This window comes from Modestobacter sp. VKM Ac-2977, assembly GCF_026968045.1.
Classification (GTDB): Bacteria; Actinomycetota; Actinomycetes; order Mycobacteriales; family Geodermatophilaceae; genus Modestobacter.
Genome location: NZ_JAPVBQ010000004.1, coordinates 368,601 through 381,685, shown reverse-complemented (window position 1 = coordinate 381,685; position 13,085 = coordinate 368,601). Strand labels below are relative to the sequence as shown.

Sequence of the window (13,085 nt, the reverse complement as noted above, 5' to 3'; positions counted from 1 at the left end):
GGACAACTCTCCGCACATGTGTGGTCATGGAAAGCATGCGAATCGCCGGTCGTGTCGTCTCTGCGACCGTCCCTCTCCTCTGTCTGGTCGCGTGCACGACGGGGGAGTCGGACGCCTCGGCAAGCGGCGAGAGCTCGACGGCCGCCGAGGGCGCGGCCGAGTCGAGCAGGGCGGCCGCTCTGCTCGAGAGCGACCTGCCCGGGGACGAGGCGCTGTCGCCGCCCCCGCCGGACCCCGCTGCCCCGACCCTGCTGACCCAGTTGAACGGGCTGACGGTGGGGACGTTCCGTGGCACCGTGGACCTCGCGGTGTCGGGTCTGACCGCCTTCGCCGAGCCGGTGCAGGGCCGGTGCACGCAGACCCCTGACGGTCGGGGCTTCGAGCTGGTGCTCTCCGACGGCTCGCAGCTGACGGTGTCCTTCGGCCCGGACGGCGGCGCCTCGCGGCTGGCCGCCCCGGGGATCGACGTCGAGCAGACGCTCCACGACGTGGACCTCGAGGTGAGCGGGGACCTCGAGCTGACCGCCGGGCTCTACACCGGGGGCACGACCGAGCCCTCCGGGTCCCTCACGCTCAGCGGGACCTGCGCGTGAGCGGGACCGCCCGTCGCTGGGGCGCCACGCTCCTCGTCGTCCTCGCGGCCGTCGTCCTGCTCGCCGGCGCGACCGCCACACCCGCCCGGGCGGAGATGCACGGGGCGGTCGCCGAGGCCACCGCCTACACGCAGGCGCGCGGGGAAGAGGTCGGGATCGCGGTGCTGGACCGGGAGACCGGTCAGTGGTCGGTGAACGGGGCGGCCCACACGCGGATGCGGTCGGCCTCCATACTCAAGGTCTTCGTCGCCGAGAGCCTGCTCGACCGCAGCCGGCGGGGGGCGATCACCCTCACCCACGACGACCGGGTCCTGCTGGAGGCCATGGTCATCCGGTCCGACGACGGCGCGATGTCCAACCTCTACAGCCGCTTCGGCGGACTCGGCATGGTCCACGCGGTGACCGCCAAGTACGGGCTGACCGAGATCGGTGACCCGCCGTCGGCAGGTTACTGGGGCATGTTCCAGATCACCGCGCACGACATCGTGAAGTTCTACGCGGGCGTGCTGGACGGTGGGCTCCAGCCCGCTGACCGCGACCACCTCGTCTCGCTGATGCGCCGGGCCACCCCGACCGGCGCCGACGGCATCGACCAGTTCTTCGGCATCCCGCGCGCTCTGCCCGGCCAGGTCTGGGGCGTCAAGCAGGGCTGGATGTGCTGTCAGGAGGGCAAGCGCCGGCTGCACACCACCGGCATCCTCGGTGCGGACAACAGGTTCCTGGTCGCCGTCCTCTCGCAGGGGCCGCAGACCAGGTCCTACGCGTACTTCGGCGAGACGCTGACCCGCGTGGTCCAGGTGCTGTTCCCGGGGGGTGTGGTCCCGTCACGCGACGTCCCACGCAACCCGTTCGGCAACCTCGAGGTGGCCACCGAGGTCTCCCCGGGTGTGGTGCGGGTCGGCGGGTGGGCAGCGGACAGCGACGGCCCCTCGTGGCCGCTCGACGTCCACGTCTACCTCGACGGCAACTTCGCCGGACAGGCCTCCGCGGGGCTCGACCGACCCGACATCCCTGCGGCCTTCCCCGGTTACTCGGCGGCCCGGGGGTTCTCCCTCGACCTCAGGGTGGAGGAGGGCGTGCACCGGCTCTGCGTCAACGCCATCAACGTGGGCAGGGGGACCGACAACCCCGAACTCGGTTGCCGCACCTTCACCGTGCGGCTCAGTCCGCTGGGCAACCTGGACTCCGGGCACCCGCAGGGCCTGCGCGCGGTCCAGGTGCACGGCTGGACCATGGACCCCGAGGCGCCGGGGACGCCCACCGACGTCCACCTCTACGTCGACGGCCGGCTGGCCTCGGGGGCGAACGCCGCGGGAGACCGGCCTGACGTCGCCGCGGCGTACCCCGGGACCGGGGCCGCGCACGGGTTCGCCACCCTGGTCCCGCTGCCGGCGCCGGGGCGGCACGAGGTCTGCGCGTACGCGATCAACGTGCCGGGGACCGGCGGCGTCAACCCGCAACTCGGGTGCGCGACGGTGGACGCCCCCGCGGCCATGCTCGGCCATCTCGACTGGGCGACCCCGCAGGGGGGGCTGGTGGCGTTGTCCGGCTGGGCCATGGACCCGCTGCGCCCCGGGTCGACGGTCGAGGTGCACGTCTACAGCGACGGGGGGTGGGTGACCGCCACGACTGCGGGCGGCCCCCGCCCCGACGTCGAGTCGGTCTACCCCGAGGGTGGCCCGACGCACGGCTTCTCCGTCAGCGCGGCGCTCCCGCCCGGACAGCACCGGGTGTGCGCCTACGCGATCTACCGCGACGGTCGGGCGGGCAACCCGGAGCTCGGCTGCCACACCGTCGGCTGAGGAGGGCGCCGGTGTGGCGCCCTCCTCGGTCCGTCAGCGGGCGAGCAGGCGGAGCAGGTAGTTGCCGTAGCCGCTCTTCTGCAGCGGCTTGGCCAGCGACTCCAGCTGGCCGTCGTCGATGAAGCCGCGGCGCCAGGCGATCTCCTCGATGCAGCCGATCTTCCAGCCCTGTCGTTCCTCGACGACCTGGACGAACTCGGCCGCCTGCATCATCGAGACGTGCGTGCCGGTGTCCAGCCAGGCGGTACCGCGCTCGAGCACGGTGACGGTCAGCTCGCCGCGGCGCAGGTACTCGTCGTTGATCGCCGTGATCTCCAGCTCGCCACGCGGGCTGGGCGTGATGCCGCGAGCGATCTCCACGACCCGGTTGTCGTAGAAGTAGAGACCAGGGACGGCGTAGGAGCTCTTCGGTGCGGCGGGCTTCTCCTCGATGGAGATCACCCGGCCGGCGTCGTCGAACTCGACGACGCCGTAGTCCTGCGGGTTGGCCACGTGGTAGGCGAAGACGTGCCCACCGGCGGGCTCCGTGTTGGAGCGCAGGTTCCTGCCCAACCCGGTGCCGTAGAAGATGTTGTCCCCGAGCACCAGGGCGACCGGCTGGTCGCCGATGAACTCGGCCCCGATCAGGAAGGCCTGGGCCAGGCCCTCGGGCCGCGGCTGCACCGCGTAGGTGATCTCGATCCCCACGTCGGAACCATCGCCGAGCAGGCGCTGGAACTGGGACTGGTCGTCGGGCGTGGTGATGATCAGCACCTCGCGGATGCCCGCGTTCATCAGCAGGGACAGCGGGTAGTAGATCATCGGCTTGTCGTAGATGGGCATCAGCTGCTTGCTGATGGCCTTGGTGATCGGGTAGAGCCGGGTCCCGCTTCCGCCCGCCAAGATGATGCCTCGCATCGGGTCAGCCTATCGGCGCCGCTGTGCCACGGTGCTCTCGTAGTCTCGAGCGGCCACTCCTGCCCCGACCGTCCCTGGAGCTCCTCCTGACCAAGCGACCTCGCGTGCTCGTCGACGCCACCTCCGTCCCGGCCGACCGGGGCGGGGTCGGCCGGTACGTCGACGAGCTGCTCCCGGCGCTGCACGCGGAGGGCGCGGACCTCGCGGTCGTCTGCCAGCGGCACGACGTCGACCACTACCGCCGGCTGTTGCCCGGCGTCGAGCTGTTGGCCGCGCCGGCCGCGGTCGCCCGCCGTCCGGTCCGGCTCGCCTGGGAGCAGACGGGGCTGCCGGCGCTGGCGCGCCGGGTGGGGGCCGACGTGCTGCACTGCCCGCACTACACGATGCCGCTGGCACCTGGACTGCCCGTGGTCACGACGCTGCACGACGCCACGTTCTTCACCCACCCCGACCTCCACCTGCCGGTCAAGCGCCACTTCTTCACCACCTGGACCCGGATGTCCCTGGCCCGGGCGGCGCAGTGCGTCACGCCGTCGGCGGCCACCCGCGACGAGCTGGTGCGAGTGGCCGGGGCAGACCCTGCCCGGGTCACCGTCGCCCACCTGGGGGTGGACTCGACCCGGTTCCACGCCCCGTCGGACGCGGAGCGCGCCGCGGTACGGGAGCACCTGGACGTGGCCGGCCCCTACATCGGCTTCCTCGGCACGCTGGAGCCGCGCAAGAACGTGCCCTCGCTCATCCGGGCGTGGAGCGCGCTCACGGACCCGCCCGCGCTGGTCCTGGCCGGTGGCCGCGGCTGGGACGAGGAGGTCGACCGTGCCGCGGCCGACGTGCCGGCCACGCACCGGCTGGTGCGGCCCGGGTACCTGCCGCTGGAGATGTTGGCCGGTTTCCTGGGGGCCGCCGAGGTCGTCGCCTACCCCAGCCTGGGCGAGGGCTTCGGCCTGCCGGTGCTCGAGGCGATGGCCTCCGGGGCGCCGGTGCTGACCACCAGGTTGCTGTCGCTGCCCGAGGTCGGGGGCGACGCCGTGGCCTACACGGAGCCCGACGCGCCGGCGATCACCGCGGCGCTCCGCGCGCTGCTGGCCGATCCGGACCGCCGTGCCGGGCTGGCCGCCGCCGGCCGGGCCCGCGCCGCACAGTTCGACTGGCGGGCGTGTGCCCGGGCGCACCTGACCGCCTACGCCGCGGCGGCTGACGCATGACCGGTCCGCTGCGCGTCGTCGCCGTCACCTACTCACCCGGGGACTCGATCGAGGAGTTCCTCAGCAGCCTGCGCCGGGCGACGACCCGGCCACTGGACGTCGTGCTGGCCGACAACGGCTCGACCGACGGGTGGCCGGAGCGGGTGGCGCACGGCACCGACGACGTCCGCGTGCTGCAGATCGGCGGCAACGTCGGGTACGGGCCGGCCGCCAACGCCGGGCTGGCCGACCTGACGACCGGCTGGGCGGTGGTCGCCAATCCCGATGTCCGCTTCGAGGAGAACGCCGTCGACGAGCTGCTCGCCGCCGCCGCTCGCTGGCCCCGGGCGGCGACGATGGGGCCGGCGATCCGCACGCCGGAAGACGCGCTGTACCCCTCGGCGAGGGACCTGCCCTCGCTCTCGACCGGGATCGGCCACGCGCTGTTGGGCTGGGTCTGGCCGGCCAACCCGTGGACTGCGCGGTACCGGCGTGAGCGGGAGGCCCCGCGGGAGCGGCCGGCCGGCTGGCTGTCCGGCTCGTGTCTGCTGGTGGACCTGGCGGCGTTCCACTCGGTCGGTGGCTTCGACCCCGGCTACTTCATGTACTTCGAGGACGTGGACCTGGCGGAGCGACTGGGACGACGGGGGTACCTGCACGTGTACGTGCCCACTGCGGTGGTGGTCCACGAGGGCGGCCACGCCACCCGCCGGGAGCCGCACCGGATGCAACGGGTGCACCACACCAGCGCCCTCCGCTACCTGTCCGGCCAGTACCCGCGACGACGGCACGCGCCGCTGCGCTGGCTGCTGCGCGGTGGACTCGGGGCCCGGATGCTCGTCTCCTACGCCAGCGGCCGGGTCGGTGCCGGGGCGAGCCCGCAGAAGTCGGCGGCCGAACTGCCCCGGCGGCGTTGGCTGCGACGATGACCGGACCGAACGAGGAGGCTGCCCCGTGCGGCACGCGGTGATCATGGCCGGGGGGTCGGGCACCCGACTCTGGCCGCTGTCCCGGGCCGAGCGCCCCAAGCAGCTGCTCGACGTGGTCGCGGAGGACGACGGCGAGGCGCACAGCCTGCTGGCCGAGGCCTTCAGCCGGCTCCAGGCCGTGCTGCCCACGGAGCGGATCTGGGTGTGCACCGCGGCCCGGTACGGCGACCAGGTCCGAGCCGCGCTGCCGCAGCTGAGGGCGGATCGGCTGGTGCTCGAGCCGACCCCCCGGGACACCGCGAACGCCGTCGGCCTCGCCGCTGCACTGGTCGTGGACGTCGACCCCGATGCCGAGCTGGCCGTCGTGAGCGCCGACCACGTCATCCGGCCGGTCGAGCGGTTCGCCGACGCGCTGCGCACCGCCTACGACGTGCTCGCCGTCCGGCCACGGGCGCTCGTCACCCTCGGGGTCACCCCGACGTCACCGGCAACCGGCTTCGGCTACGTGCAGAAGGGGGCACCCACCGCGGTCGCCGGGGCTGCCGAGGTGGCGTCGTTCCGGGAGAAGCCGGACCGGGCCACCGCGGAGGCCTACCTGGCCAGCGGCGAGTACCTGTGGAACTCGGGGATGTTCGTCTGGCGGGCGCAGACGGTCCTGGACGCCCTCGCCCACCACCTGCCCGAGTCGGCCACGGGGCTGGCCCGGGTCGTCGCCGCCCCGGCTGGGCCGGAGCGGGACGCGGTGCTCGCCGAGGTCTTCCCGTCGTTGCCCAAGATCAGCGTCGACTACGCCGTCCTCGAGCCGGCGGCGACCGAGCCCGGCCGGGTCGTCGTCGTCGACCTGGACGTCGACTGGCTGGACGTGGGCTCCTGGCCGGCGCTGGCGCACACGCTGAGCACCGACGAGGCGGGCAATGCGACCCGTGGCCTGAGCGCGCTGCTGGACAGCTCGGGCAACGTGGTGCTCTCCGACGACCCGGACCACCTGGTGGCTCTCGTGGGGATGCGGGACAGCGTCGTCGTGCACACCGCCGACGTCACCATGGTCTGTCCGGTGGGGGACGCCGAGCGGGTCAAGGCGCTGCTCGCTGCCGTGCAGGAGAGCTTCGGCGCCCGCTTCTCCTGAGGTCCGTGCGTCGGGTGTGACGCGCTGGGCCAGGAGCGGATCGGCACACCGCGTCGCTGCCGGGCAGCGGCGGTCCATCGGGGCAGTCTGCGTGCGTGGCGCCATCCCAGGTCGGTCGACCCACCGTGGGCGAGGGTCCCGTGAGCGGAGCGGGCCGGCTGTCCGCGCTGGACGGGCTCCGCGGGATCGCCGCGCTCGTCGTCGTGGTCCACCACGGCTTGCTGACCTGGCAGGTGCTCGCCATGCAGTACTTCGTCGAGAACCGGGCGTCGGGGACCTGGTGGCTGACCTTCACCCCGCTGCACCTGGTGTGGGCGGGGACCGAGGCCGTCATGGTCTTCTTCGTGCTCAGCGGTCTCGTGCTGGCTCTCCCGTTCCTGGAGCGCCCAGCCCGGCGGGGCCGGTGGCGCGGGTACTACGGTCAGCGCCTGGTCCGGCTCTACGTGCCGGCGGTCGCGTCGCTCGTCGTGGCCGCCGCGATCGTCCTGGCCTTCCCCCGCCAGCCGGGAGCGACGACGAGTTGGTGGTTCGACGCACACGCGGTCGAGCCGGACGTGCCGACGTTGCTGCGTGACGCGCTGCTCCTCGACGGCTCGAGCGGGGTGAACAGCGTGCTGTGGTCGCTGCACTACGAGGTGCTCTTCTCCCTGCTGCTGCCCGGGTACCTGCTGCTCGTCCGCCGGCTGGGGCAGCGGTCGGGCTGGCTGGTCCCCCCGTTGCTGCTGCTGGTCGGCTGCGGGGTGTACCTGGGCTCACTCATGCTCTCCTGGTTGCCGGTGTTCGGCCTCGGCGTGGTCATGGCGGTCCTGCGGCAGAGGCTGCAGCGCCTCGGCGCGGACATCTCGCGAGGCCGTCACGCGCGTGCCCGGTGGCTGCTGCTGAGCGCGGTGACGGTGGTGCTGCTCCTCGCGGAGTGGTGGACCCGCTCGCTGCTCGAGACGGCTCCCGCGGCGCTCGCGCTCGCTCGCACGTGTGGGGTCGCGGGGGCGGTGCTGCTCTGCTTCACCGCCCTGGCCTGCCCGTCGGCCGGGTCCTTCCTCACCCGGCGGCCCGTCCAGTGGCTCGGCACCGTGTCCTTCTCCCTCTACCTGGTGCACGAACCGGTCCTGGTGTCGGTGTCCTCGCTGGTGGGCGGCTCCCGCACGGGCGTCGCCGTCACGTTGCTCGTCGGTATGCCGCTGGCCTTCCTCCTCGCTGTCGTGTTCCACCGGCTGGTCGAGGCCCCGAGCCAGCGACTGGCCCGCGTCGTGGGTGTCCGGCTCGGCGCGCCCGCCGCCACCGCGTTCGTCGGCCGGCACCGGCCGGCACCGGCCGGCGACCACCCGCTGCCCACCCAGCCCTTCCCGGTGCAGCGACTGGATCCCCGCAGAGGTGTCCTGACCGACGACGTCCTGGTCGGCGTCCGGGGTCCGCGCTCGTCGGTGGGGGCTGGCTAACCTCGCTGGCATGAAGAACCTCGACGTCGCTGCCGTCGTCACCGGAGGGGCCTCCGGGCTCGGCGAGGCCACCACCCGCGCGCTCACCGCCGCCGGGGTTGCCGTCACGGTCCTGGACCTGCAGGAGGACCGGGGCGCGGCGCTGGCCGCCGAGCTCGGTGGCCACACGACCTTCGTGCGCACCGACGTCACCGACGAGGCGTCGGTGCAGGCGGCGATCGAGGACGCCACGGGCAAGGACCGGCCGCTCCGGATCGCGGTCAACTGCGCCGGCATCGGCTGGGCGCAGCGGGTGCTGGGCCGCGACGGCGCCCCGCACGACCTGGCGCCGTTCAGCCGCACCGTGACGGTCAACCTGATCGGCACCTTCAACGTGCTGCGGCTCGCGGCCGCCGCGATGGCCCGCACCGAGCCCGACGAGGACGGCGAGCGGGGCGTGGTCGTCAACACCGCCTCGATCGCCGCCTACGACGGCCAGATCGGCCAGATCGCCTACGCCGCCTCCAAGGGCGGCATCGTCGGGCTGACCCTGCCGGCAGCGCGCGACCTCTCCTCGGTGGGCGTGCGGGTGTGCACCATCGCCCCCGGCCTGGTCGACACCCCGCTGCTCGCCTCGCTGCCCGAGGAGGCCCGGACGGCGCTGGCCGCCGGCATCCCCTTCCCCAAGCGGCTGGGCCGCCCCGAGGACTTCGCCGAGCTGGCCCTGGACGTCGTACGGCACGGATACCTGAACGGCGAGGTCATCCGGATGGACGGCGCACTGCGGATGGCGCCCCGCTGACGGCAGCGCAGTCAGGGGGGAACGTCATGGGGGAGCAGCTGCTGGTCGTCGACGCGCCGGTCCACGACCGGGTCTGGACGCCGGACTGGCCGGTGGACGTGCGCCGGACGCTGTCCCGGGACCGCCGCGGCACCGGTGACCCGACGCTGCGCTACGCCGAGGACGGCGTCTGGCGGACGACGACCACCCCCGACGGTCCGGCCACCGTGCGGCTGACCGGAGGTCCCGCCGCGATCCGGGTGCAGGCATGGGGGCCGGGAGCCGGCTGGGCCGGAGCGGCCGCGCCCCGCTGGTTGGGTGCCGAGGACCGGGCCGACGGCTTCGACCCGACGCCGCACCCGCTCGTCGCCCGACTGCACCGGGGGGCGCCCTGGCTGCGGCTGGGCAGCACCGGCCGGGTGTGGGACGCCCTGCTGCCCGCCGTCCTGGAGCAGAAGGTGACCGGCATCGAGGCTCACCGCACCTTCCGCGAACTCCTGCGGCTGGCCGGTGAGCCGGCCCCCGGCCCGGCGCCGGCGGGGATGCGGGTCGTGCCCTCGGCCGAGCGGGTGCTCACGGTCACCGACTGGCAGTGGCACGGCTGTGGGCTCGACGGCGCCCGCCGTCGCGCGCTGCGGGCAGTGGCCTCGGTCGCCTCCCGGCTCGAGGCCGGCGTGCACGAGGACTGCGCCGACCTGCGTCGCCGGCTGCAGTCGGTGCCCGGCATCGGCGTGTGGACCGCAGCCGAGGTGGCCCAGCGGGCCGTCGGCTGCCCGGACTCGGTCAGCGTGGGCGACTACCACCTGAAGAACCTGGTGGGCTGGTCGCTGGCCGGCCGGAAGACCGACGACGCCGGGATGCTCGAGCTGCTGGAGCCATGGCGCGGTCACCGGCAGCGCGTCGTCCGGCTGCTGGAGGTGGGCGGCAGCATGCCGCCCAAGCGAGGGCCCCGGATGGCCCCCACCCAGTACCGGGGGATCTGAGCCCCGGGGTCAGCGGCCCCGCAGCTCCTCGTAGCGCGCGGTGCACTGGGCCATGGTCGGCAGGAGGCCCTGCTCGCGGGCCTCGGCCAGGGTCGGGGCGGCGGTGTCCTTGGCGGACAGCTCGAACTCGACGTCCGTCGGCCAGGGCAGGTCGAGCGCGGGGTCCATCGGGTTGATCCCGAACTCGCGACCGGGGGAGTAGCCACTGGTGACCAGGTAGGTCACCGAGCTGTGGTCGGCCAGCGACACGAACGCGTGGCCCAGGCCCTCGGCCAGGTAGACCGCGCGCGGCTGCTCGCTGTCCAGCAGCACCGAGTCGTGCACGCCGAAGGTCGGCGAGTCGATCCGGATGTCGACGATCACGTCGAGCACCTTGCCGGCCGGGCAGTAGACGTACTTGGCCTGCCCCGGGGGGACCAGCGCGAAGTGGACACCCCGCAGCACGCCGCGGGCGGAGACGCTGTGGTTGGCCTGGGCGAGGGTGAGCCCGAACCCGGTCTCGGCGGCGAGCACGTCGGCGCGGTACCACTCGGTGAACCGGCCACGGCTGTCACCGTGCGGGACGAGGTCCAGGACGTAGCTGTCAGGGACGGCGAGCTCACGGATCTGCACGGCCCGACGCTAGCCGAGTGGCTGACGCCCGGCCCGACCTGCCCCGGGGGTCAGCCGGTGTCGGTGCCCAGCCACAGCCGGCCGGCCAGCGACGCACCGCCGAAGGTGCCGGCCGACTCCCAGCGGGTCGCCCAGCCGTCGGCCTGCAGCTGGACCAGTGCGACGCCGACGACCGCGCCGAGGGAGAACGAGGTGGCCGGGGTGATCGGGTCGGCCAGGTGGACGTCGACGACGTCCCCGTCGTCGCCCTCCTCGCTGCCGTAGCGGAAGACCACCGGGAACTCCGGCAGGGCGGCCACAGCGACCCGGAAGGCATCGGTGACGGCGGCCAGCGCGCCGGGCCGCCGCGCCAGCTCCGGGGCAGGGACCCGACCGGCGACCAGGTCGCGGGTGCCAGTGGGGAACAGGTCACCGGCACCCAGCCGGACCAGCGGACGGGTGCCCTCGTCCGGCACCGGCGCCTCGACGTGCAGGCCGCGCACGACCGCCACCGGGATGCCGCCGAGCTTGCCCTTCACCAGGTCCCCCGCCGCGGCGAGCTCGTCGACGACCGCGACCTGGGTGGTCTCGAGCCGGTTGCCGTGCGGGTCGACCGCTCCCCGGTGGTCGACCAGCGCGGGCAGCCCGGCTGCGCCGATCGCCACGTCGGTGACGCCGTCCCGCCAGGGGCGGCCGAAGGTGTCGCTGACCACGACGGCCACGGTCACCCCGAGCAGGCCGTGCAGCCGGTCGCGCAACCGCCGGGCGGAGGCGTCGGCGTCCTCGGGCAGCAGGACCAGCGCGTCGGCCGCGACGTTCGAGGCGTCGATCCCCGCTGCGGCGACCACCCAGCCGTGCCGGGTCTCGACGATCCGCAGCGGACCCCGGCGGGCGACGACCCGGACGGTCTCCGCGTCGATGGCCTGCTGTCGGGCGGTCTCCCGGTCGGTGCCGGGCTCGATCCGGACCAGGTTGCCCTCCACCTTGGAGACGGCCTTGGAGGTCACCACCACGACGTCGTCGTCGGCCAGCCACGGCGCCGCCCCGGCGATCGCGGCGGCCAGGTCGTCCCCCGGCGCGAACTCGGGCAGGCCGGGCACCGGGTGCACGGAGATCCCCGGGGGGAGGCCGGGCCCGGTCACGGGGTGGTGGCGACGCCTGCGGCGTCCAGCGCCGCCCGGGCCAGTGCCCGGGTCGCCTCGGGCGAGCTCATCAGCAGCGGGACGGCGCGCACGTCGACGCCGGGCACGGTGGCCTGGTCGCCGGTGTGCACCAACCAGGCGTCCAGCAGGCCGTCGGCGGACCGGGCGCCGTAGTGCCGGCCGACGCCCTCCGCGCTGACCTCGACGCCCACCACGGGCAGGCAGCGGTCGGCCATGCCGCGCAGCGCTGCGCCGTCGACGATGGGGGAGATGCCGACCACCCGCCCGGCCGCGGCGCGGACGGCGGCGCGGATGCCGGGCACCCCCAGCACGGCGCCGATCGAGACCACCGGGTTGGACGGCGCGAACAGCACCGCGTCGGCGGTGGTCAGCGCCTCGACGACGCCGGGGCCGGGCCGGGCGTCCTGCACGCCGACCTGGACGAAGCTGCTGGCGTCCAGGGCCGCCCGGTGCCGGATCCACCACTCCTGGAAGTGGATGGCCCGGGGACGCTCGGTGTCCGGGTCGGTCACCACGACGTGCGTCTCGACCCGCTGGTCGCTCATGGGCAGCAGCCGCACCCCGGGCTGCCAGCGCTGGGCGAGCGCGGCGGTGACGTCGGAGAGCGGGTAGCCCGCGTCGAGCATCCGGGTGCGCACGAGATGGGTCGCGAGGTCGCGGTCGCCGAGGCCGAACCAGGTCGGTTCGGCGCCGTAGGCGGCCAGCTCGTCCTTGACGGTCCAGCTCTCGCTGCGACGGCCCCAGCCACGTTCCTCGTCGATACCGTCACCGAGCGTGTACATGACGGTGTCGAGGTCGGGGCAGATCCGCAGCCCGTGCAGGGTCACGTCGTCACCGGTGTTGACCACGGCGGTCACCTCGGCGCCGGGAGCCGCTGCGAGGAGGCCGCGGAGGAAGCGGGCGCCGCCGACGCCGCCGGCGAGTACGACGATTCTCACCTCACCATGGTGCCTGATCGGCAGAACTCCACGGCGGACCCGGGTGGGCCCCAGTCGATCTCCACGAAACCGCTCGGTCTCGATGGCAGATGGTGTGCTTGATGGCGGCGTGTCGAGGTCGTCTGTGATGGCCCACGGACGAGTTGTGACCGGTGGGATCGGTGTGGCGCCGCGATACACCGGCCCGACTTGACCTCGACTCAACGACACGCGTGTAATTCCGATGTCGTCATCAGGCGCTGGCGACTGGGATCCGCCCAGGAGCAGGCGTCGTGACGGAGCGAGAGGGGACGCAACGTGATGGCCGAGGTGTCGTGGTTGAGCGAGCACAAGAGCTCCACAGCAGGGGCCGTGCCGGCCTCCTACGGGCGGGACGTGCTGGGCATGGCCGACGTCTTCGACGCCGGCCTCCCGGGCGCGGACGTCGAGGACCAGAGCTGGCAGGAGCGCGCCCTGTGCGCCGAGACCGACCCGGAGGCGTTCTTCCCGGAGAAGGGCGGCTCGACCCGGGAGGCGAAGCGGATCTGCACCGGCTGCGAGGTGCGCGCCGAGTGCCTGGAGTACGCCCTGACCATGGACGAGCGCTTCGGCATCTGGGGCGGCCTCTCCGAGCGTGAGCGTCGTCGCCTCCGCCGCCAGGCCGGCTGACGAAGGACCCACCCGCACCACTGCACCACCCGCTC

Annotated in this window: 13 protein-coding genes; 9 read left to right on the top strand and 4 right to left on the bottom strand. The window is 73.9% G+C overall.

The window, feature by feature from the left end:
- Nucleotides 1-26 precede the first annotated feature (26 nt).
- Entirely contained in the window at nucleotides 27-593 is a 567-nt protein-coding gene (locus O2V63_RS18425) for a hypothetical protein (protein ID WP_269168971.1), read from the top strand.
- The gene (locus tag O2V63_RS18420; protein WP_269168970.1) at nucleotides 590-2,395 is read left to right on the top strand and encodes a serine hydrolase; all 1,806 of its coding nucleotides are present in this window, start codon (nucleotides 590-592) and stop codon (nucleotides 2,393-2,395) included. The genes O2V63_RS18425 and O2V63_RS18420 overlap by 4 nt, the downstream gene beginning before the upstream one ends.
- Nucleotides 2,396-2,428: 33 nt before the next feature.
- On the opposite strand, the gene rfbA is transcribed toward O2V63_RS18420, so the two are convergent.
- Nucleotides 2,429-3,292 (bottom strand): glucose-1-phosphate thymidylyltransferase RfbA, encoded by an 864-nt coding sequence (gene rfbA, locus O2V63_RS18415; RefSeq protein ID WP_269168969.1) that lies wholly within the window; start codon nucleotides 3,290-3,292, stop codon nucleotides 2,429-2,431.
- A 104-nt stretch (nucleotides 3,293-3,396) separates the two neighbouring features.
- On the opposite strand from rfbA, the gene O2V63_RS18410 reads away from it, so the two are divergent.
- The 6 genes from O2V63_RS18410 (at nucleotide 3,397) to O2V63_RS18385 (ending at nucleotide 9,710) form a co-directional block, all read left to right on the top strand.
- Nucleotides 3,397-4,497, top strand: a complete 1,101-nt coding sequence (locus O2V63_RS18410; protein ID WP_269168968.1) for a glycosyltransferase family 4 protein — start codon at nucleotides 3,397-3,399, stop codon at nucleotides 4,495-4,497.
- A complete protein-coding gene (locus tag O2V63_RS18405) occupies nucleotides 4,494-5,405 on the top strand; it encodes a glycosyltransferase family 2 protein (RefSeq protein WP_269168967.1) in 912 nt (303 codons plus the stop codon). The genes O2V63_RS18410 and O2V63_RS18405 overlap by 4 nt, the downstream gene beginning before the upstream one ends.
- A gap of 25 nt (nucleotides 5,406-5,430) precedes the next feature.
- The gene (locus tag O2V63_RS18400; RefSeq protein ID WP_269168966.1) at nucleotides 5,431-6,531 is read left to right on the top strand and encodes a mannose-1-phosphate guanylyltransferase; all 1,101 of its coding nucleotides are present in this window, start codon (nucleotides 5,431-5,433) and stop codon (nucleotides 6,529-6,531) included.
- Nucleotides 6,532-6,671: 140 nt separating this feature from the next.
- Nucleotides 6,672-7,967 carry an acyltransferase family protein gene (locus tag O2V63_RS18395; RefSeq protein WP_269168965.1) on the top strand — a complete coding sequence of 432 codons (1,296 nt, stop codon included), beginning with the start codon at nucleotides 6,672-6,674 and terminating at the stop codon, nucleotides 7,965-7,967.
- Nucleotides 7,968-7,977: 10 nt separating this feature from the next.
- Nucleotides 7,978-8,748: an SDR family NAD(P)-dependent oxidoreductase gene (locus tag O2V63_RS18390; RefSeq protein ID WP_269168964.1), complete on the top strand. Its 771-nt coding sequence runs from the start codon at nucleotides 7,978-7,980 to the stop codon at nucleotides 8,746-8,748.
- A 26-nt stretch (nucleotides 8,749-8,774) separates the two neighbouring features.
- Complete coding sequence (locus O2V63_RS18385) at nucleotides 8,775-9,710, top strand: DNA-3-methyladenine glycosylase family protein (protein WP_269168963.1); 936 nt, start codon at nucleotides 8,775-8,777, stop codon at nucleotides 9,708-9,710.
- Nucleotides 9,711-9,719: 9 nt separating this feature from the next.
- Here the strand turns inward: O2V63_RS18385 and O2V63_RS18380 are convergent, their stop codons facing one another.
- From O2V63_RS18380 to cofD, 3 genes are read right to left on the bottom strand one after another with little or no spacing between them, the layout of a single operon-like run.
- Nucleotides 9,720-10,322 (bottom strand): dTDP-4-dehydrorhamnose 3,5-epimerase family protein, encoded by a 603-nt coding sequence (locus O2V63_RS18380; RefSeq protein WP_269168962.1) that lies wholly within the window; start codon nucleotides 10,320-10,322, stop codon nucleotides 9,720-9,722.
- 50 nt (nucleotides 10,323-10,372) lie between these two features.
- On the bottom strand, nucleotides 10,373-11,443 hold the full coding sequence (locus O2V63_RS18375; protein WP_269168961.1) for a coenzyme F420-0:L-glutamate ligase: 1,071 nt from the start codon (nucleotides 11,441-11,443) through the stop codon (nucleotides 10,373-10,375).
- Nucleotides 11,440-12,402, bottom strand: a complete 963-nt coding sequence (cofD, locus tag O2V63_RS18370) for a 2-phospho-L-lactate transferase (RefSeq protein ID WP_269168960.1) — start codon at nucleotides 12,400-12,402, stop codon at nucleotides 11,440-11,442. The genes O2V63_RS18375 and cofD overlap by 4 nt, the downstream gene beginning before the upstream one ends.
- 384 nt (nucleotides 12,403-12,786) lie before the next feature.
- Here cofD and O2V63_RS18365 point away from each other — a divergent pair, with 384 nt between their 5' ends.
- Nucleotides 12,787-13,050, top strand: coding sequence for a WhiB family transcriptional regulator (locus tag O2V63_RS18365; RefSeq protein ID WP_269164735.1), 264 nt, complete (start codon nucleotides 12,787-12,789; stop codon nucleotides 13,048-13,050).
- Nucleotides 13,051-13,085: the final 35 nt, after the last annotated feature.